We start from the raw sequence: 17,767 nt of genomic DNA on the forward strand, positions 1-17,767 counted from the left end.
GAAGCACAAGCTGTTACCGTACAAGAGTTCATTCCTTTTGCACCAATTGTAATTGAAACTTGGCCTGAAGCCATGTCCGGAATCATCATCGGTACGAAGAATGGACTTACACGTCTAACCCCTTTTGCTTCAAAAATACGAAACTGCTCTTCATGTGTATCCATTCCACCAATACCAGAACCAATCCACACACCTACGCGCGGAGCGATTTCTTCAGTGATATCTAAATTTGCATCTTTAACAGCCATGATAGACGCAGCAACAGCAAATTGTGTAAAACGATCCATTCGGCGTGCTTCTCTTTTATCCATAAAATCTTCCGGGTTAAATTCTGTTGCTTCTGCGGCAACTTTTACAGGAAACTTTTCAGAGTCTCTTCTTGTAAGCGGACCTACCCCGCTTTGACCTTCAACAATCTTTTTCCATGTTTCTTCTACACTGTTTCCAAGAGGAGTTACGGCTCCCATGCCTGTTACGACTACTCTTTTTTTCATTGTAAAACCAACTCTCCTTTGTACATCATTGTTAGTTAGGGCTTATCTTCCCCAGCGAAGCGCAACAGCACCCCAAGTAAGTCCGCCACCGAATCCAACAAGTACGATTGTATGATCTTCTTTTATTCTACCATCTTTTAGTGCTTCTTTTAATGCCATCGGAATGGATGCTGATGACGTATTGCCAAAGCGATCGATCGTCATGACCATTTTTTCTTTCGGTAGTTCTAATCTTTCTCTTGATGCTTCCATAATTCTAATATTAGCTTGATGTGGTATTAAAAAGTCAACGTCTTCTTTAGTAAGCCCTGCTTTATGAACTACATTCAGTGATGACTCACCCATTTGCCGCACTGCAAATTTAAAAACTTCGCGTCCGTTCATATGGATAAATTCATTTTGATAAAGATGTTTTGCACCTGTTCCGTCAGATCCAAGCTCAAATGAAAGAATACCTCTTCCTTCACTCACCTTAGATAGAACTGCAGCACCTGCTCCATCTCCAAAAAGTACAGCTGTATTACGATCTTTCCAGTCTGTAATCTTTGATAGCTTTTCAGCACCAACGACTAGAACATTTTTGTACGTGCCCGTTTCAATAAATTGCTTTGCTACGACCAAGCCGTAAATAAACCCAGCACAAGCTGCGCTGACATCCATTCCAACAGCGTTTTTGGCACCTAAATAATCTTGGAGCTGGCAAGCAACTGAAGGAAAAGGATTATCTGGTGTAACTGTAGCTACAACAATAAGATCGATCTCTTCTGCTGAAATACCTGCATCTTTCAGTGCATCTTCAGCTGCAAATCGAGCCATATGAGATGTTGTCATTGATTCTTCTGCAATTCTACGTTCTACGATTCCTGTTCGAGTCCGAATCCACTCGTCGTTTGTATCTACCATTTTTTCCAGGTCGGAGTTCGCTAGAATTTTTTCCGGGATATAGCTGCCCATCCCAATGATTCCTGCATTCATAACATTACCCCTTTGGCTTAAAAATTTTAAATAGTTTATATCAATTATTATGACCTGGTACTAATTTTATGTTATCTATATGAATTTGTCTAGTTAAAGTTCTTTTCTTTCACCAATACAGTGCTTAGGGCATATCCTGTATGGAAGAAAAATGTAAGTTTAGTGAAATTGATACTAGGAGTGGTTCAACATGCATAATCCTCAAGCTAGACAGCAGCCAATGTATCCTCCGCAGTTTCCTGGACGTTTCCCTATGGGCCATAATCAGCATCAGCATATGCAACAAGGTTTCCCACCTCCACAACATTTTGGTGGCCCTGGATTCAGAGGCATGCCTGTACCTTTTCACCAACCAATGCCTCGCCCATTTTTACATTCTTTCAGAACGCAGGAAGGCTCACTGGATTATAATAAAATTTTCGCCGTTATCGATCAATCCGTTAAAGTCGCACAACAGATCTCACCTATCTTCTCTGCGTTTAAAAAGAAGTAAAAAAGCCAACCCGACACGGGCTGGCTTTTTCTTATGTTTACTTATTCTCTTCTTTACCAAGTTCGTAAGCGTCGTTCATCACATTCATCAAAAGCTGAAGCATCGGCTGAACATCTTCCATACCTAGCTCAATTCCTTTTTTCTCAAGAAATGCTTGTGCTTCAGGCAGATTACTCATAGCGATCTGCATAAATTTCATGTTGCGTTCTGTATCCATTTTTTAAGATCCTCCCTTTCTATATGTACACGGATTATTAACCCGCTTTCTATTATAAAGAAAAGTGAGTGATGGACAAATGTTTTGTGATTAAATTTCATTATAAATGCTGACCGTTTTGTTATCCCTTCACTAATACTGGCTAGGGTATTCGGATAATTTATTCAAGAAATTTCCGGAATAATCCTAGAAATTTCGAAAGAATTACAGCGAGTTTTGCTCATTTATCGGCGAGTCGACATACCTCGACACCGATTCACCAACTATATACCCTAAACAATTTACAATTATAGCCCCACAAAATCAAAATAGGTGCTCCCGAAATCTTCAAGAGCACCTTTACAGCTATATTTCTTTTGAATTCGGCTTTGATTTTTTGTTTTTGTTTCTAAAATGCATGATCTGCTTCATGATGCCTTCTTTTATTTTCGTCTTTGCTCGAAATCCAAGTTCCGCTTCAGCTTTTTCACCTTTAATCCTCATCTTTCTTTTTTCTTTAAATGATAATTTATCTGCTTTTAATTCGGTCAAGCCTTCCAACCACTGGTTTGGGTTTCCGCTTGAAATGTTATAGATTTCGTTCTTTGCTGGGGACTTTCCGGCTAAGTACAGCGCCTCAGCTGCATCGTCAACGAATAACACGTCTTCTGTAATCGAATCTTTTGAAATGGACTCACTTCTTTCCTGATCCTGATCTTCTATCGATATCACTTGCTGGTACGTATGATGCTCTGGCTGCCCTGGTCCATATACTGTTGGTAACCGCATTATTACAAACGGAAAATCGTACTGTTCGGCTAACTGTTTCACCATATTTTCTTCTGTTAGCTTGATAAGTCCAAACAAGGTTTCTGGATTTTTAGGGGAAGTTTCAAGAACATCACCTTGTCTTTTGCCATATACATCATACGAGGAAACGTATACAAGTTTTGTTTGACTATTCGCAAATGAAGCCACTTTTTTCAATACAGAAACATGCCTTTGTACTTCATCCTCTATATTTGCCCACGGTGCAGTAGGTTTGACTGAACAAGCCAGGTGAAAGATTACATCACATCCGTTAGTGTGAGGCTGAAGGTCGGCTTCATTAATATCCATAGGAAGGTATTGAAATCCAGCGTGACGTGCAATATAGTCTATCCGGTCTGGAGAAGCTGCCATATCTATGCCGACTACATCAACTTCTTCATCCAATAAACGGCTGCACAAATGATAACCGATAAAACCTGCCGCTCCTGTTACAAATGCCTTTTTCATGTAAGAGCCTCCAGTTCCATTTTTCTCCTCTTACTATCCTATGGGGAAGCTCCTAAGAATACGATACTTTTTTTCCACACAAAAACCTCATTGATTACTTCTTTTCAATGAGGTTCATAACACTTTTTCATGATTTTTAAAAAACGCTTGAAATGCCCTGGCTGGATTGAATGTCGTTTCAGGTACATGAATGGAAAGGGTAATCGGGGCATGAATATCTAGTCTTCTCTTTTCGTATGACCTGCTGTGATCTTTGAAATTAAAAGCTACACCTCTTGCGGCATGCCATATTTGAACCGGAGTTTTTGCTTTAAGATCTTTTATGGAAGGAAGACTGTCAATAAGAAGCTCTACATCATCTACTTGTGTTTGATAAGCGGAACTAATTTCTCTTATCAGCCTTTTAAAGAATAAACGGTTTTGTCTTTCATGGTTAAAATGATGCTTTAAATCTATACAAGGATTAATAAAAAGGGCGGAACGAATTTGATTTTCCATGTCCTCCATAAGTCGCAGTGCAACGAGCGAACCCATGCCCTCCGCGATCAAATGTATATTGGGATTTAAGATTTCATGTTTCATTACATAATGGTATAGTCTCTTTGCAAGTATTACTGATGCAGGACTGCCCCAATGTCTTCCATATAAGTTAGAATAAAATATGGTGTATCCTTGATTTTTGAGGGATTGTATGAGGTTAGCGCGTTCAGTGTTTTGTTTCCAAAGACTTGTATATTCATCAACATAATGGCTGCAATCGCCGATGATCATAACTGCAAAACCATTCGGCTGCTCTGGTAGATGTATGATATTCCATTGATTATCAATTTGGAAAGTGCGTTTATCGATACTCACTATTCTCCCCTCGCATTTGCTTTTCTTATCTAATGTATGCAGGGGAAAATTTTTAGCTAAAGTTATATGCCTAAGTTTTAAGAATCGAGCTCTTTTTTAAGCTGTTCTAACGTTTCTTTTCCTTGTTGAGTCAAGTTCTTTTCATCTTGTTCTTCCAACGCCTTTAATTCCTCCCACTTTTGCTCCATTTTTTTACCTCCTTTATTTTGCACATGAAAGTGTTCAGCATGTTGGTTTATGTACCTTCTTCTTTGTTCATGCACTTTATCCTGTTAAGCATGAACAATTTATGAAAATTATTAACATTTATGACATAATGTTAGATAAAATACAGAAAGAATCTTTCCCTTTATCTCAACTTTTGTTACTATACAGAAGGGTAAAGAATTCGTTTACATAAAGAGGTGAATGTAGCATGCGTTATATTTGGACGTTAATTTGGTCTTTATTATTAAGCAATATGATTTTTTATGTGCTTGTTTCAATGCAAGGCGGAACATTCGATTTTGTAAAAGCTTCTATTTTCGGAGTAGTATTTACAGTCGTTATTTCTGTATTAGGTGAATTACTGCCAGCAAAAAGCGAAGAGATATAAGATAAAAACCCGGACTGTTTCCGGGTTTTTATTTTTGTTATGGCTTTCTTTTATATGACCACACGCGATTATGGTTTGTTGTTTCCGGAAAACGGTCACCTGCTGATAAATGAATCTGCTGTGGATCATTTACCATGCTTCCTGTCTCACCGATCTCAACATACATCCCATTATTCGGTGCTTTTTGACCATGTTTAAAATGTTTGTTCTGCCCCATTTGATGTACCCTCCTTTCTTTTATAGGTTACCCGCGGTTCGCTCGATAACACTTGCTAAAAAAAAGAAGTAATAACAACAAAAATTTGCCTAATATGCTCCATTAACTCCCGCTACGGCATGCAGCGGAAACACACAACGATAGATCTGATAGTTTCTAACATCATACTGAGCGTCTTGATTACGGTTTTCTTGCTGCTTTTCAACATACGGTATCGCAAAATAAACGTTCTGCTGATCAACATACTCAATAAATCCCGTATATGTTATACCATCCATCAACATTAATTGAACATGCTGGTTTCTGTTTTTCATACATGTTTTATATATTTTTTTAAACGGTGAACGGCCCATTCCTGCTGACTGCACTCCGAAGTTTTGTGATCCTCCAAACGGATATGGTTGTGGATACATATTACCCCCTCCTTTTACCACATCCTATTCAAAGAAAAAGAAGATGGTACTTGTGCCTAATTACAATTGTGAAGGGATTGAAAAATAAGTGGAGAAAGGTACATGTGAGCTTTGCAGAAGAGAACCCGTCGAATTAACGGTTCATCATTTGATTCCAAAAGAAGAAGGCGGCCGCTTTTCGGAAACCGCTAATCTTTGTATTCCTTGTCATAAACAGATTCACTTTCTATATACAAATGCTGAACTTGCATTACTTTACGCTACTATTGAATCTCTAAGAAATGCTCCTGATTTAAAAAAATTTCTTAAATGGTTAAGAAAGCAGCCTGCCTCTGCATTACCACGTATGAAAAAATCAAATCGACTAAAGAGAAGGAGATGATGATATGAATGAATTAGTGGGCACTTGTGGAAAATGCGGTAAAGACCTATATTGCACAGACGGCTTTTTTCAAGGGTACGTAATAGATGGATCAAATATATGCTATACCTGTTTTGAGCAAAACAAAAAGGAATCTGACGAGTAACTGCAGTCAAATTCCTTTTTGTTATTTACTTAAAGATTATAGCTTTTGCCTTTTTATTTCTCATCATTTGCAAGTTGATTGGAGTGCAAGGTGCGTGCCTCCTGCGGGACAGGTGGGCAGTCCGAAAAGTGGAAGTGGCTCGTTCAGCCCCGACAAGTAAAAGGTGAATGAGCTAGCAAGGCGCACTTTGCCTTGTGGGCCATTTAACTTTTGACCTCGAGGGGCTAGCCGCTACAACTAGACAGGTGAGACACTTATACGTGAAACGTACGAATGTGGCTCACCGCCTGCCCCGCGGAAAGCGAGCACCTGGAACGGAAATCAACTACTTTCAAAAAGTTTACAAAAACAGCCTCTAAAATAGATCAGCCACCACTAACAGGCGGAATGAAGGCTACTGTATCACCATCTTTAACTTCATCAGTAAGCTCTACATATTCTTCATTCACTGCAACGAGTGCATGTTCAATTCCGTTAAGCTGTCCCACCTGATTTTGCAGCAGACTTCTGATTTCCTCTACTGATCGGGTTGAGTCCACATCAATTGATACTTTTTCTGTTTCTGCTTGCTGTGCTAAACTTGCAAACAATAAAATGTGTACCATTATTTCTCCACTCCTTCTGGATGACCAGCAGGATAGCTTTCTGTTCCCTTTTGATTGCCAACCCACTCTTCTCCATCTGTATAATGTTCTTTTTTCCAGATTGGAACAATTTCTTTAATACGCTCAATCGCGTAACGGCTTGCTTCAAAAGCATCTTGACGGTGAGGAGTTGATACAGCGATTGTGACAGCAACATCAGAAATTTGAAGTGTTCCGATTCGATGAGTAATAGCAATTATAGCATTCGGCCATTTCTCTTGAATCTCGTCTCCAATTTTTTGGAGCTGTTTTTCAGCCATTGGTACATACGCTTCATAATGAAGAAATTTAGTTTGTTTATCCCCTGTCATCTCTCTAACCGTTCCAATAAATACAGAAATTGCTCCTGCATTATGATGGACCACTTGATCAATAACGTCTTGATTATTAATAGGCTCTGTCGCAATATTAAACCGTTTCATGATCCTTTTCTCTCCTTATGGCACTTCAGGATATAACTCGATAGATAATCTAACCATTTTTCTTCCTCTGCCCAATAAAAATGAGGGTTATCTGTGCTTTGTTCAATTTGATTATCATGTATTCGTGCTATAACATGTTCTGACTGACTTAAAAGGTCTTCTTCACCTTTATTGTCACGAAATAGCACTACTCTTGGGTATTGAAATGTTTTGTATCCCTCTATTAAAATGCAATCCATTTTTAATACCGTATAAATGGCTATTACTTGATCAATTGATAACTCTGAATCCAAAGACAAAATTGAATTTTTTGCTGATGTAACACTCGTTATATACGCCCCTGCATTGCGATGCCGTTCAGTGTCTTTGCCAAAATCGTTAAGTTCCAGGCTGTCACCGTGTCCGTGATGTTTTAAAACCCCGGTTTGTAAACGGTGCTTCTCTAATCTTTTGATCAATTTTGTGATTAAGGTTGTTTTTCCGCTGTTTTGGTAACCGACGACTTGGAGAATAACGGGTGGTTCCAAGGCCATGCACTCCCTTCTCCATGCCATGTAAGAACAGCAACCTCACTTCCTTTTTCCCACCCTCTTGTACCGCCTGGCAAGACGATCAGACAATTTGCTTCAATGAGTGATGAGACGGAGCTCGATTTATCCAGACCAGCAGGAGTCACGATTTTCCTATCATATTCTTCTGTTAAAGTAGCTCTTACAAACCGAGTGAAAGGATTAGGTTTAGGAAAATCACTTGCTAGTGTGGCTTTTGTGACAGCGCAATGCGGTTTATGCATCTTCATGCCTGATAAAATCACTGGCCTTACAAACAGTTCAGCACCTACAAAGCAAGCTGATGGGTTTCCAGAAAGACCAAACAGCCATTTGCCTTTGTGTACAGCTACCGTTGTCACGCTGCCAGGCCGCATAGCGATCTTATTAAACAGCACTTCTGCTCCTAACTTTTCATAGATCGCAGGAAGATAGTCATAGTCACCCACAGAGACACCACCGGTTGTGATTAAAATATCTGTCTCTTTCAGATATTTTTTTACACTTTGATACAGAGAATCAAAATCATCTTCTCTGTGCTGATATAACTTCACTTCTGCCCCCATTGCTCTTACTTGTGCTGCGGTCATGTAAGCATTGCTGTTTCTAATCTTTCCAGGCTGAAGATTTTCATGTACATCAAGAAGTTCAGTTCCTGTTGAAAGAATTCCGACGACAGGCTTTTTGTATACAGGTACCAGGTGATAGCCAAATGTCGCAAGAATCGCAACAATACCGGGTGTGATTTTTGTACCTGCTTTCACTAATAGCTTTCCTTGCTTTGTATCTTCACCTTGGAAAGAGATATTTTCATCTTTTTTTACAGATCTTTTTATTTCTATATAAGGTGTTTCTTGATTTGTCATTTCTTTTACAAGTTCGAGCATGATTACAGCGTCTGCACCCTCTGGAATCTTTGCCCCTGTCATGATGCGAATTGCAGTACCGCTTTTGACGCTATTTGATGCGACATGCCCCGCTCCTATAGTCTCAACTACTTTTAACGTTACTGGGTTGGTTTGGGAAGCAACCTTCGTATCTGCAGAAAAGATAGCAAATCCATCATAAGGGGAACGGTTAAAAGGAGGAACGTCATGTGTTGCTATTAAATTCTCCGCTACTATTCGATCATCACTCTCAGTAAGAGGTACTTTCTCTGTACCCCATAATCTTGAATGTGTCATTATTTTATGTACAGCGTCAGCTACGGGAAGTGGTGTTCTTTTTGTAACAGGCAAAGAATTCCCTCCTTTAATTAATTTTCAGAAAATAAACACTTTTCAGTTTACTTTTGAGGACAAGTTTGTTATTATTTTTTTAAATTATAGAAAGGATGTTGAACATATGAAGGTTTCTTATGAATATTACCACCGTTCTGGCTATAAAGTAACCATTACCGACATCCCAGAAGAATTTAACGAACAAGGAGTTTTCTCACTCCGCATCATGCATTCCCTGCAAAAACAAATCGACGAAATTGATCATATGTATCAGCCAAAAAGAACATATAGACTTAAACTGGAAGAAACGGGGTAATGATTACACCGTTTCTTTTTTTACTTTCAATTGTTGTGTGATCCATTCTACTGCATTTAAATAGGCAGCACGTGAAACTTTATGACCTGATGTTTTGTCGTTCATATAAACGGATTGACTGTTTTTAGTTAAGGTCTCAACATATGGTTTTGCAAACTCATAAGGGATAACAGCATCGACTTCACTATGCCAAATAAATAACGGTCTGTTGTTTAATTTTTCGATATTCATCGTAAGATCATAATCCTTGATAAAGGCAATGGATTTCTCAAGTTCATTCATAGTAAGCGGGATCTCATAACCAGCTTTTTGTATTCTTTCAATTTGCCACCTTGCAAATTTTTCGTGAGCTGGTGTACCCATAAGCGCACATCCAGCATTAATTTCATGGTTATTTACAAGTGATCCGTACGTAATAATAGCCCCCATTGAAGTTCCACCAACAGCGATTTGGCCTTCTGCAACGAGTTCGTTATCATTAGCCCAGTCGATTATTGTGTTAACATCCTGGATGCCTTGATGAACAATATTCCAAAAATCGTAATCCATACTTTTTGGAGGGTTTGATACAATGCGTTCCCCATGATGAAGAGCATCTGGTAAGATCACTCGAAATCCTTTTTCGGCGAGGGAATAGGCAAAGTGTAAATTATGTTCTTTGGCACTTGTGTATCCATGTATAAAAATAAACAGCGGCAATGCTTTACCGGTATTTTCTTTTTTTCAGCCATTAAGAAAGGAATATCGTTAACCGTTCCTTTTTGTATTGAAACCATAAAGTGTATCTCCCTCTTTCTCTTTTTTTCCATCTTATCATGAGACATGTTTCTTTTTCATGAATGAAGACCTGTCTGAATAGACTTTTTCTAAGTAAAATAATACACTTTACGTAAAGCATTCTAAAAAAGGCAGGTACTTTCGTGACACAACCATACTTAATTGCACTGGATCTTGACGGAACGTTATTGACAGATGAAAAAAAGATTCCCCGTAAAACTAAAGAAATACTTTTTAAGCTGATTGATCTAGGACATCATGTTTGCATTTCTACTGGCAGACCGTTCCGTTCATCTAACATGTATTACGAAGAACTTGAGTTGAAAACTCCCATCGTTAATTTTAATGGAGCATTCGTGCACCATCCGCATGACGCTGAATTTGGTATTCACCATTCACCACTTGAACTGAATGTAGCCAAGAGGATTATTACAGCCTGTGAAACGTTTAAAGTAAAAAATATTATGGTAGAAGTTTTGGACGACGTCTATTTAAAAAGACCCGATGAAGTAATTGTAAACACCTTCATCATGAATGAGAATCCTCTTCAAATTGGTGATCTGCATAAAACGCTTAAAGAAGATCCAACGGCGATTTTAGTTCATCCAGAAGATCATCATATTGCAGAATTAAGAGCGATGCTTGAAAAAGAACATGCTGAAGTGGTTGATCAAAGAGTCTGGGCAGCACCTTGGAATATTATTGAGGTTATCCGCTCTGGAATCAGTAAAGCAACAGGGCTTAAAAAAATCGCCGAATATTATAATATTCCGCAAGAACGCATTATTGCTTTTGGCGATGAAGACAATGATTTTGAGATGATTGAATATGCAGGCCATGGTGTGGCAATGGGAAATGCTATTGATGAATTGAAAGAACGTGCAAACTATGTAACATTAACAAACCAGGAAGAAGGAATTGCTCATTATTTAAAAAATGTTTTGAAATTGGTTTGATTTTTTTCGTATACCTTTGTTGATCTTGAAAGTGTTGATTTCCGTTACAGGCGCTCGCTTTCCGCGGGGCAGGCGGTGAGCCACATTTGGACGTGTAACTCTTAAGTGTCTCACCTGCCCGCCTGTCCCGCAGGAGTCTCGCACCTTGCACTCCAATCAACTTTGCAAAGAGGACATGGAAAAAAGCTACTACTTACAAAAAAGAAGCAATCCAAAAAATCTCCAGCCGAAAATCAGCTGGGGATTTTTTGTTTTTCCATTTCTTTTTATGTTGGAATGATTTTATGACTACATATTGTACTAACTACGGTAAAAACTAAACTTACGGGAGAAAAGGAGGTATTCCAATGAGCAAAAAGAGCCGTTCAAAACGCACCATCAAGCAAGGTGCAGATATGGTTAGCCAAGAAACAACAATGGCTTTCAGTAAAGATGAACAAGAAGATCGTAAACGCGAAAAAGAAGAGAGAAATTCATTAGGAGGCATATAACGATGGCAAACAAATTATTTCAAATCGCTAAAAATGCCGTTCAGCAGGCTGTTGGCAAGGTACAAAATTCAACACATGAGCTGAATAACAATATTTCAAACAGTCAACATTCCGCTCATGCTGAACTTTCTGGTCATGATATGGAAGTTGCACAAAATGCTCTTTCTTCTGCGATGGCTAATTCATCAGATGCAGAGCGTGCGCAACTTGCTGAATTTCAAAAGGAACTTGATGCACATTCTCATTCTGGAGCATCCCAAAATACACTTTCTGAACAAATTACTTCTGGACATGCTGAACCCGGCCACTCAGAGTCTGGGCAGCCTCAATCTTTCTCTCAAGCGACTGGATTAAGTTTAGAAGACGCACAGAGCCTATTGGAAGAAAATCCAGATTCTTTAAAGTAAAAAAATAAATAATAAACAGCTTTCTCTTTTATGGAGAAAGCTGTTTTTTTGGAAAAGTTATCGCTGTTAACATGTTTATTTTTCTTAGTACCAGTTCAGCTAACTCCTCATAGCCAAACTTATTAAAATGGAGCCCATCGTCAATTACATATTTTTGAATGTTTCTTTCAACGAGGGTTTCGAACAAAGGGACATATGAGGTTCCCTCGTGTTTTGCGACCTTTTTTACGATCTGAGCGTATTTTTTCATTCTTTCATTTGTCCGAGCTTTTTGCTGTTCTTCGTAAACTGGTGCTGGACTTATTAAGATCACTTTTTCTGCACCAATCTTATTCACCATGTATGTGAGGTTTTTTTCGTATTCTTTTAAAGGAATGAGTCTATGATCACTTGAATCGTTCGCTCCAAAAAGAATCGTCACAAAATCAGGCTGATGACGTAATACATCGTCTTGCAGTCTGACTAGAGCAGCCCTTGTCGTTTCTGCAGGGATACCAGCATTCATGACCACCCACTCTGTTAGCTCTTGCCTCAAACGGGAAGTTAATCTTAGCGAGCCATCTTTACTCTTTTCTTTTGAAGTGATGCTGTCTCCAAAACAAACAAGAGTCTTCATTCTTACTCATCTCCCTTTCGATACCTATTATTAAACTATTCGAAAGAAATTTCCATTTATCAAACGTCAAACACTCAATAAATTTGTTATAATGTGTTATGTGAAAGAGACATCTAACGTTTTAGAGTAATTTTGGGGGCATTGTATGAAAATATATCGTGTAACGAATGAAGCTGAATCACATATCATCGAAGAAATTGCACACTTATTTCTGCAGCAGCGAACGATGGATGGTGAGCCAGAAGAACAATCCAGAACGCTTGCGGGTATTAAGATGGCACTTGATAATCCTGATAAAAGCGGGATTATTATTGCTGAAGAAGAAAATTCTGTGATTGGTATCGCCTTTTTCAATTTGGGAGTAAGTCTTCGCATCGGTGGACCTTATTTATGGTTAAACGAGCTTTATGTACACGAAGAACACCGAAACAAAGGAATCGCACGGAAACTTTTGCTTCATTTAATCTATTGGGCTGAACGTGATGGTATCAAATCCATTGAACTCGAAACAGGAATAAACAATTCTGTAACGAAGCATTTGTATAACTCACTGGATTTTCATGATATCATCTCTAAAAGATATGCATTTCACTTTTGATTCTAAAATATGAAGGAGTGTTCAAACATGGCAATCGAATTTTCGATCCAACCTACACCAAACCCAAACGCAATTAAATTTGATGGTTCAGAGAAATTTTTAGAAGGCAGACTTTCTGCACGAGTTGGGGATGAATCAGATTCAGCTCTAGCTAAAGCGTTATTATCCATTGACGGTGTAGAATCAATTTTTGGTTTTGAGAACTTTATTACGGTTAATAAGACGAACGACAGTGACTGGAACGAATTAATGCCAGAAATTCAAAAAGCGTTAGAAGAGAATGCATAAAATTTAATTTATCGTTGGAAACCAGCCTTTTTTTAATTCAGGCTGGTTTTTTAAATTGAGGCGATATTGATTACTTAAATCTTTGTAATGGCACAGCAAGTATATCAGTCCTCTCACCATCTTTTGGACTGAAATAGAAAAGTTCTAACATAAGCGTACCGTTAATGGGAAGGTCTTCCTCTGGAATTTTAATCGCAAAAGAAAATGGTGCCCATGCTGGTGCAGCTTCACTCGTTTGCTCATGCTTCTCTACGAAAATGGTATGTCCATCTGAAACTGTATAAGCAAAAGATGCCTCGAAAACTCTTGCCTCTCCAGAAACCTTGTAAACACCATCTTTGCCGGAAAAATGGATGTTCCGAAATGAATTGTTCTTCACGTCACCTAAGCCGGCTTGTAAGGTAAGTGTTTCTTCCACTGTTAAATCTTCTGTCTTAAGAGCTCCTGGTGTGATCTTACTTGGAGTGAAAGCCGCTTTCACTTTATAGATTCCTGCTTTTCTTTCTTCTGCAGGAACCCTCCACTTCGATTTCCATATATGGCTTGCTCCAGCTTTAATCTGAACGTTCTCTTGTTTCTGCTCATATGTTTTACCCTTTGAATGTCTAAACACCTCTTTGTTCGATGAATTTGAAACGGTTACATCGAACATTTTAGAACTTTTGAAACTCAGTGTTACCGTGTGATTGCTTTGGTTTTCAATCACAGCCAAAAAGTCTATTCCATTATTTCTTTGCTGAATGGAAATGACAGGCTTTAGCTGAGAGCTTACATTACCCGTTTTACTCTCAGGTTTCTTTTCTTCTTTGGTGCAGGCAGAAAGAATGGATGTTGTAACAACAATTGATAAGAAGATGGCGAATAAGGACTTTGTCAATTGCTTCATAATGATGATCACCTCAATTACATTTTTACCTTTATATGGTGAATTTATTGAAAAGATTCATAAATAAAAACACGGTATGGACCTTGTCCATACCGTGTGTACATTTTTGAAGATTTTGTATTTGTGTGGGGTCAGACCCCCTTAGTCATTTCTGAAGAAGCCGTAGATGCCTGTGGTGTGAACGATGTTCGTAAAGGCATTCGGGTCTACTTCTTTTAGGACTTGCTCCAGATCATATAGTTCATAACGAGTAATGACGATGATAAGCATTTCTTTCTCTTGCTTAGAAAATGCTCCTTTAGCAGGAACGATTGTAATTCCACGAACCATTTTACCGTGGATTGCTTCTTGTATCTCTTTCCCTTTTTTCGTGACAATCATAGCGGTCAGCTTTTCGTGACGCGTATGTACGGCATCAATAACTCGGGAAGATACGTAAAGTGCAACAAGTGTGTACAGCGCCTTTTCCCATCCGAAAAGAAATCCAGCAGCAAGAATGATTAATCCATTAAGGACGAAAAAGTAACCGCCGATTGGTTTGTTTTTCATTCTGGAAAGAATCATCGCTATGATATCTAATCCTCCAGTAGATGCCCCATACTTTAATGTAATCCCTACACCTAATGCAGCAATTACTCCTCCAAACACAGCATTCAGCAAAATATCCGTTGAGACAACGGTTATTGGAATGATTTCAAGGAATGCCGTAATCATGATAACACTTAAGAAGCTGTATATCGTAAATGACTTTCCTACTTTCATCCAACCTAAAATCGTAACCGGAATATTAAATAATAAGTACAGAATACCAGTACTAATAGGGAAAGCAGTATTGACAAGCAAAGATGATATTAACTGTGAAACCCCTGTAAATCCGCTCGCATAAACTTTAGCTGGAATTAAAAACATGTTCAGTGAAACGGCATTCAATAGAGAGCCTACAATAATAAAAAAGATTTTTTTAAATTCTGTTGTACCAAGATCGCTTAAGCGAAAACGTTCTGTCATGTGTGAGGGCCCCTCCTTTCTTAATCCAAGATTCATTTTTAACAGAAAAGGATATACCCCGTCAATAGCCAAATGAGCTATTTTTTATACATGAACATTGCCTTTTCATTCCATCACAAGTTAAACTATAGAAAAAAGCCAAGCAGGTGAAATAATAATGACTACGATAATTACCGATACAGGTTCAGATTTACCTAAACAGATTTTAGATGAGTACGAAATTACGATGCTCCCTTTAGTTGTACAGGTAAATAATGAAGAGTTTCTCGATCGATCGAATATTGAACCAAAGCAGCTATATACATACATGAAGGATGGCTCTGTTCCAAAAACCGCACAAGTCCCTCCATCCATAATTAAAGAAACTTTAGCCTCATTTGCTCGAAATAGACAACCTGCCATCTATGTAACACTGTCTTCCGGCATTAGCGGCACCTATCAGACTGCTGTACTTATGAAAAACGAAGTGCTTGAAGAATATCCAGACGCTCAAATTGAGGTCTTTGATAGTCAATCGGCATCATTGGGTTATGGCTTAATGGTTTATGAAGCAGCCAAAGAAGCTAAAGACGGAAAGTCTTTCGATGAAATCATACATACACTTCAACATTACCGTGATCATCTTGAACATATTTTTACCGTTGATGACCTTGAATATTTATTGCGAGGCGGACGAGTCAGCAAAACCGCAGCAGTAATGGGTACACTGTTGAAAATTAAACCCGTTTTACATATGGAAGATGGCAAGCTGTTTCCTTTAGAAAAACTGCGCGGAAAGAAAAAAGTTCTTGGTCGCATGGTAGAGATTATGAAAGAACGCGCTACATCACTTAATGACATTACAATTGGAATCAGTCATGCGGATGATACCGAAACGGCCCAAGCATTAAAAGAACTTATTATTGAAGAGACCGGAAACAAAAACATCTTAATTACGATGATTGGCTGCGCAATCGGCGCACATGCCGGTCCGGGTACAATCGCGTTATTCTTTTTAAATACACCTAAAAAAGTTTCTTAAAACATTATGAATAAATGACTACCTTCTGACAGATGTTAGTGACAGGAGGGATATTCATGACACATCGTAATACAAAAGACAACAATAAACGCCCTGAAGATAATCAGGCGATGAATCAATTGAAAAATGAAGCAGAACTTGAAATAAAGCAAAAAGGCAAACAGCCCTATTCTAAAGAGCCTGATCGTCTATAAAAAGCCAAATTAAAAAGCCCCCTTATCAGGGAGCTTTTTTCTTTTGAAAACACTTCATTTATATCAAAGGAAAATGAATAGTAAAACACGTGAAGTCTTCCCCTGAACTTACATCAATTGACCCGTTGTGTTTTTCAACGATCTGTTTACAAACAGAGAGACCAAGACCCGTCCCAAGAGACTTCGTTGTAACAAACGGTTCAAACACGTTATCAAGCAAATATTCAGGAATGGGATTACCGTTGTTGCAGATCGCCAGTTCAACTGTTTGATTTTCGCTTCTTTTTAATGAAACTTTGATCTTTCTTTCACCATTCCAGCCGCTAAGCTCTTCGACAGCGTTAACAAGGATATTTAATAACACTTGCTTGATTTGTGCGCTATCCCCTTCAATCAGAGCTTTATCTCCGAACTCTGCACTCGTAACAATATTCGCTTCCGTAAACCGAGGATACATGAACTCCATCATTTCCTTAAGCAGCGATGTTAGCGGAATTTTTTCAAGCTTATCTTCTAAGCCTCTCATTTTTGATAAATAAAGAAACTGAGTGATTTTTTCTTCAAGACTTTTCATCTCATTTTGAATGATATCGAAGTAATACTGTGATTGATCTGTTTTTTCCAGCTCTTTTTGCAACAGGTAAATGAAACCCTTTACAGATGTTAGCGGATTACGGAATTCATGTGCAAAGCTAGCTGCAATCTGACCAAGCATGGTCAATCGATCATGATGCATCTCTTGAATGAACTGATTTTTTCGGTCGATAATGGAATCCTTGAGTGCTGTGTATTCTTTCACGCTTAAAAATACAAGCTGATCAAAATAGCGCTGCATCTTTAAGACACCATCGCCTTTTGCTTGGTCATTTAACAATGAACACATTAATAGCTCATATACGATGCTCCGTCCCACATTGATGTTGTGGACAAAGTCCCCTACGTTCGCTTTAGCTTCAATCCGCTCTTTTGCAATCTTGCTTGTTAATGCATGCAATCTTTCAAGTGACCCTGTTTCCAAAAAGTTGATCAGTTCTACAATGGTTTGATGTCCGTTCTTTTTTACTTCTTCATAGAAAGGGTCATTTTGAGGCAACAGTACTCTTTCCAGCCATTTTTCTACAATGCTTGATTTTTGTTCGCTTAAAAAATGAGCGAGTTCTGTATTTGTTTTTGTGTTTGTACTGCTATCCAATATAATCACCCTTTAAGTAAAACGAATTCTCTCCCCATTATGAATGATATTGCATATTTCTACAATGCATTGTCGAAATCTGTATAATCTATGGAAAAATATACATGATGTACTACAGTATGGAGAAACTATCTCATAAA

The 17,767-nt window shown here is 38.4% G+C and carries 29 protein-coding genes; 12 read left to right on the forward strand and 17 right to left on the reverse strand.

Features of this window, described 5'->3' with window-relative positions:
- The coding region (locus P8610_RS15610; RefSeq protein ID WP_394605153.1) for a beta-ketoacyl synthase N-terminal-like domain-containing protein at positions 1–494 on the reverse strand (494 nt) is incomplete at its 3' end.
- 42 nt (positions 495–536) lie between these two features.
- On the reverse strand, positions 537–1,469 hold the full coding sequence (locus P8610_RS15615) for a beta-ketoacyl-ACP synthase III (protein ID WP_394605154.1): 933 nt from the start codon (positions 1,467–1,469) through the stop codon (positions 537–539).
- A 190-nt stretch (positions 1,470–1,659) separates the two neighbouring features.
- On the opposite strand from P8610_RS15615, the gene P8610_RS15620 reads away from it, so the two are divergent.
- Positions 1,660–1,962 (forward strand): YppG family protein, encoded by a 303-nt coding sequence (locus P8610_RS15620; RefSeq protein ID WP_289495918.1) that lies wholly within the window; start codon positions 1,660–1,662, stop codon positions 1,960–1,962.
- A 37-nt stretch (positions 1,963–1,999) separates the two neighbouring features.
- On the opposite strand, the gene P8610_RS15625 is transcribed toward P8610_RS15620, so the two are convergent.
- The 3 genes from P8610_RS15625 to P8610_RS15635 all read right to left on the reverse strand — a co-directional run bounded on the left by P8610_RS15625 (position 2,000) and on the right by P8610_RS15635 (position 4,291).
- Positions 2,000–2,179: a ComZ family protein gene (locus tag P8610_RS15625; RefSeq protein WP_394605155.1), complete on the reverse strand. Its 180-nt coding sequence runs from the start codon at positions 2,177–2,179 to the stop codon at positions 2,000–2,002.
- A gap of 345 nt (positions 2,180–2,524) precedes the next feature.
- Complete coding sequence (locus P8610_RS15630) at positions 2,525–3,436, reverse strand: NAD-dependent epimerase/dehydratase family protein (RefSeq protein WP_394605156.1); 912 nt, start codon at positions 3,434–3,436, stop codon at positions 2,525–2,527.
- 114 nt (positions 3,437–3,550) lie between these two features.
- Complete coding sequence (locus P8610_RS15635; RefSeq protein WP_394605157.1) at positions 3,551–4,291, reverse strand: alpha/beta hydrolase; 741 nt, start codon at positions 4,289–4,291, stop codon at positions 3,551–3,553.
- Positions 4,292–4,706: 415 nt separating this feature from the next.
- On the opposite strand from P8610_RS15635, the gene P8610_RS15640 reads away from it, so the two are divergent.
- Complete coding sequence (locus P8610_RS15640) at positions 4,707–4,886, forward strand: YjzD family protein (protein WP_394605158.1); 180 nt, start codon at positions 4,707–4,709, stop codon at positions 4,884–4,886.
- A 37-nt stretch (positions 4,887–4,923) separates the two neighbouring features.
- Here P8610_RS15640 and P8610_RS15645 read toward each other — a convergent pair whose 3' ends face one another.
- Entirely contained in the window at positions 4,924–5,103 is a 180-nt protein-coding gene (locus P8610_RS15645) for a YjzC family protein (RefSeq protein WP_289495922.1), read from the reverse strand.
- Between the two features lie 89 nt (positions 5,104–5,192).
- Complete coding sequence (locus tag P8610_RS15650) at positions 5,193–5,516, reverse strand: hypothetical protein (RefSeq protein ID WP_394605159.1); 324 nt, start codon at positions 5,514–5,516, stop codon at positions 5,193–5,195.
- 88 nt (positions 5,517–5,604) lie between these two features.
- Here P8610_RS15650 and P8610_RS15655 point away from each other — a divergent pair, with 88 nt between their 5' ends.
- Together P8610_RS15655 and P8610_RS15660 are read left to right on the forward strand one after the other, a co-directional pair.
- A complete protein-coding gene (locus P8610_RS15655; protein ID WP_394605160.1) occupies positions 5,605–5,898 on the forward strand; it encodes an HNH endonuclease in 294 nt (97 codons plus the stop codon).
- Positions 5,899–6,237: 339 nt separating this feature from the next.
- Positions 6,238–6,402, forward strand: a complete 165-nt coding sequence (locus tag P8610_RS15660; protein WP_394605161.1) for a hypothetical protein — start codon at positions 6,238–6,240, stop codon at positions 6,400–6,402.
- Positions 6,403–6,408: 6 nt separating this feature from the next.
- On the opposite strand, the gene moaD is transcribed toward P8610_RS15660, so the two are convergent.
- Genes moaD through P8610_RS15680 form a run of 4 tightly spaced genes read right to left on the reverse strand, consistent with a single transcriptional unit; the run spans position 6,409 to position 8,895 of the window.
- On the reverse strand, positions 6,409–6,648 hold the full coding sequence (gene moaD, locus P8610_RS15665; protein ID WP_394605162.1) for a molybdopterin converting factor subunit 1: 240 nt from the start codon (positions 6,646–6,648) through the stop codon (positions 6,409–6,411).
- Complete coding sequence (locus P8610_RS15670; protein WP_394605163.1) at positions 6,648–7,109, reverse strand: molybdenum cofactor biosynthesis protein MoaE; 462 nt, start codon at positions 7,107–7,109, stop codon at positions 6,648–6,650. The genes moaD and P8610_RS15670 overlap by 1 nt, the downstream gene beginning before the upstream one ends.
- Positions 7,106–7,636, reverse strand: a complete 531-nt coding sequence (gene mobB / locus P8610_RS15675; protein WP_394605164.1) for a molybdopterin-guanine dinucleotide biosynthesis protein B — start codon at positions 7,634–7,636, stop codon at positions 7,106–7,108. The genes P8610_RS15670 and mobB overlap by 4 nt, the downstream gene beginning before the upstream one ends.
- Positions 7,576–8,895 carry a molybdopterin molybdotransferase MoeA gene (locus P8610_RS15680; protein WP_394605165.1) on the reverse strand — a complete coding sequence of 440 codons (1,320 nt, stop codon included), beginning with the start codon at positions 8,893–8,895 and terminating at the stop codon, positions 7,576–7,578. The genes mobB and P8610_RS15680 overlap by 61 nt, the downstream gene beginning before the upstream one ends.
- Before the next feature lie 106 nt (positions 8,896–9,001).
- On the opposite strand from P8610_RS15680, the gene P8610_RS15685 reads away from it, so the two are divergent.
- Positions 9,002–9,193, forward strand: coding sequence for a hypothetical protein (locus P8610_RS15685; protein WP_137789879.1), 192 nt, complete (start codon positions 9,002–9,004; stop codon positions 9,191–9,193).
- 3 nt (positions 9,194–9,196) lie between these two features.
- Here P8610_RS15685 and P8610_RS15690 read toward each other — a convergent pair whose 3' ends face one another.
- Positions 9,197–9,892 carry an alpha/beta fold hydrolase gene (locus P8610_RS15690; RefSeq protein ID WP_394605166.1) on the reverse strand — a complete coding sequence of 232 codons (696 nt, stop codon included), beginning with the start codon at positions 9,890–9,892 and terminating at the stop codon, positions 9,197–9,199.
- A gap of 221 nt (positions 9,893–10,113) precedes the next feature.
- On the opposite strand from P8610_RS15690, the gene P8610_RS15695 reads away from it, so the two are divergent.
- Complete coding sequence (locus tag P8610_RS15695) at positions 10,114–10,926, forward strand: Cof-type HAD-IIB family hydrolase (RefSeq protein WP_394605167.1); 813 nt, start codon at positions 10,114–10,116, stop codon at positions 10,924–10,926.
- Here the strand turns inward: P8610_RS15695 and P8610_RS15700 are convergent.
- A complete protein-coding gene (locus P8610_RS15700) occupies positions 10,900–11,070 on the reverse strand; it encodes a hypothetical protein (RefSeq protein WP_394605168.1) in 171 nt (56 codons plus the stop codon). The genes P8610_RS15695 and P8610_RS15700 overlap by 27 nt on opposite strands.
- A gap of 203 nt (positions 11,071–11,273) precedes the next feature.
- Here P8610_RS15700 and P8610_RS15705 point away from each other — a divergent pair, with 203 nt between their 5' ends.
- Together P8610_RS15705 and P8610_RS15710 are read left to right on the forward strand one after the other, a co-directional pair.
- On the forward strand, positions 11,274–11,417 hold the full coding sequence (locus P8610_RS15705) for a hypothetical protein (protein WP_289495932.1): 144 nt from the start codon (positions 11,274–11,276) through the stop codon (positions 11,415–11,417).
- A 2-nt stretch (positions 11,418–11,419) separates the two neighbouring features.
- Entirely contained in the window at positions 11,420–11,824 is a 405-nt protein-coding gene (locus P8610_RS15710) for a DUF3813 domain-containing protein (RefSeq protein WP_394605169.1), read from the forward strand.
- A gap of 28 nt (positions 11,825–11,852) precedes the next feature.
- Here the strand turns inward: P8610_RS15710 and P8610_RS15715 are convergent, their stop codons facing one another.
- Positions 11,853–12,440 (reverse strand): GDSL-type esterase/lipase family protein, encoded by a 588-nt coding sequence (locus tag P8610_RS15715; protein ID WP_289495933.1) that lies wholly within the window; start codon positions 12,438–12,440, stop codon positions 11,853–11,855.
- A 145-nt stretch (positions 12,441–12,585) separates the two neighbouring features.
- On the opposite strand from P8610_RS15715, the gene P8610_RS15720 reads away from it, so the two are divergent.
- Complete coding sequence (locus P8610_RS15720; protein ID WP_289495934.1) at positions 12,586–13,038, forward strand: GNAT family N-acetyltransferase; 453 nt, start codon at positions 12,586–12,588, stop codon at positions 13,036–13,038.
- Positions 13,039–13,065: 27 nt separating this feature from the next.
- Entirely contained in the window at positions 13,066–13,326 is a 261-nt protein-coding gene (locus tag P8610_RS15725; protein WP_289495935.1) for a NifU N-terminal domain-containing protein, read from the forward strand.
- 70 nt (positions 13,327–13,396) lie between these two features.
- Here the strand turns inward: P8610_RS15725 and P8610_RS15730 are convergent, their stop codons facing one another.
- Together P8610_RS15730 and P8610_RS15735 are read right to left on the reverse strand one after the other, a co-directional pair.
- Entirely contained in the window at positions 13,397–14,212 is an 816-nt protein-coding gene (locus P8610_RS15730; RefSeq protein WP_394605170.1) for a BsuPI-related putative proteinase inhibitor, read from the reverse strand.
- Positions 14,213–14,353: 141 nt separating this feature from the next.
- The gene (locus tag P8610_RS15735) at positions 14,354–15,220 is read right to left on the reverse strand and encodes a YitT family protein (protein WP_394605171.1); all 867 of its coding nucleotides are present in this window, start codon (positions 15,218–15,220) and stop codon (positions 14,354–14,356) included.
- A gap of 157 nt (positions 15,221–15,377) precedes the next feature.
- On the opposite strand from P8610_RS15735, the gene P8610_RS15740 reads away from it, so the two are divergent.
- Complete coding sequence (locus P8610_RS15740; RefSeq protein ID WP_394605172.1) at positions 15,378–16,241, forward strand: DegV family protein; 864 nt, start codon at positions 15,378–15,380, stop codon at positions 16,239–16,241.
- A gap of 56 nt (positions 16,242–16,297) precedes the next feature.
- Entirely contained in the window at positions 16,298–16,435 is a 138-nt protein-coding gene (locus P8610_RS15745; RefSeq protein WP_394605173.1) for a hypothetical protein, read from the forward strand.
- A 58-nt stretch (positions 16,436–16,493) separates the two neighbouring features.
- On the opposite strand, the gene P8610_RS15750 is transcribed toward P8610_RS15745, so the two are convergent.
- On the reverse strand, positions 16,494–17,627 hold the full coding sequence (locus tag P8610_RS15750; protein ID WP_394605174.1) for a histidine kinase N-terminal domain-containing protein: 1,134 nt from the start codon (positions 17,625–17,627) through the stop codon (positions 16,494–16,496).
- Positions 17,628–17,767: the final 140 nt, after the last annotated feature.

The organism is Fictibacillus sp. UD (assembly GCF_043558025.1).
Taxonomy (GTDB): domain Bacteria; phylum Bacillota; class Bacilli; order Bacillales; family Fictibacillaceae; genus Fictibacillus.

Coding starts and splice junctions, on each gene's coding strand:
- P8610_RS15725 (WP_289495935.1), top strand. CDS start 13,066: ATGGCAATCGAATTTTCGATCCAACCTACACCAAACCCAAACGCAATT.
- P8610_RS15615 (WP_394605154.1), bottom strand. CDS start 1,469: ATGAATGCAGGAATCATTGGGATGGGCAGCTATATCCCGGAAAAAATT.
- P8610_RS15745 (WP_394605173.1), top strand. CDS start 16,298: ATGACACATCGTAATACAAAAGACAACAATAAACGCCCTGAAGATAAT.
- P8610_RS15710 (WP_394605169.1), top strand. CDS start 11,420: ATGGCAAACAAATTATTTCAAATCGCTAAAAATGCCGTTCAGCAGGCT.
- P8610_RS15650 (WP_394605159.1), bottom strand. CDS start 5,516: ATGTATCCACAACCATATCCGTTTGGAGGATCACAAAACTTCGGAGTG.
- P8610_RS15645 (WP_289495922.1), bottom strand. CDS start 5,103: ATGGGGCAGAACAAACATTTTAAACATGGTCAAAAAGCACCGAATAAT.
- P8610_RS15715 (WP_289495933.1), bottom strand. CDS start 12,440: ATGAAGACTCTTGTTTGTTTTGGAGACAGCATCACTTCAAAAGAAAAG.
- P8610_RS15640 (WP_394605158.1), top strand. CDS start 4,707: ATGCGTTATATTTGGACGTTAATTTGGTCTTTATTATTAAGCAATATG.
- P8610_RS15625 (WP_394605155.1), bottom strand. CDS start 2,179: ATGGATACAGAACGCAACATGAAATTTATGCAGATCGCTATGAGTAAT.
- P8610_RS15620 (WP_289495918.1), top strand. CDS start 1,660: ATGCATAATCCTCAAGCTAGACAGCAGCCAATGTATCCTCCGCAGTTT.
- P8610_RS15705 (WP_289495932.1), top strand. CDS start 11,274: ATGAGCAAAAAGAGCCGTTCAAAACGCACCATCAAGCAAGGTGCAGAT.
- P8610_RS15670 (WP_394605163.1), bottom strand. CDS start 7,109: ATGAAACGGTTTAATATTGCGACAGAGCCTATTAATAATCAAGACGTT.
- P8610_RS15740 (WP_394605172.1), top strand. CDS start 15,378: ATGACTACGATAATTACCGATACAGGTTCAGATTTACCTAAACAGATT.
- P8610_RS15720 (WP_289495934.1), top strand. CDS start 12,586: ATGAAAATATATCGTGTAACGAATGAAGCTGAATCACATATCATCGAA.
- P8610_RS15730 (WP_394605170.1), bottom strand. CDS start 14,212: ATGAAGCAATTGACAAAGTCCTTATTCGCCATCTTCTTATCAATTGTT.
- moaD (WP_394605162.1), bottom strand. CDS start 6,648: ATGGTACACATTTTATTGTTTGCAAGTTTAGCACAGCAAGCAGAAACA.
- P8610_RS15685 (WP_137789879.1), top strand. CDS start 9,002: ATGAAGGTTTCTTATGAATATTACCACCGTTCTGGCTATAAAGTAACC.
- P8610_RS15630 (WP_394605156.1), bottom strand. CDS start 3,436: ATGAAAAAGGCATTTGTAACAGGAGCGGCAGGTTTTATCGGTTATCAT.
- P8610_RS15735 (WP_394605171.1), bottom strand. CDS start 15,220: ATGACAGAACGTTTTCGCTTAAGCGATCTTGGTACAACAGAATTTAAA.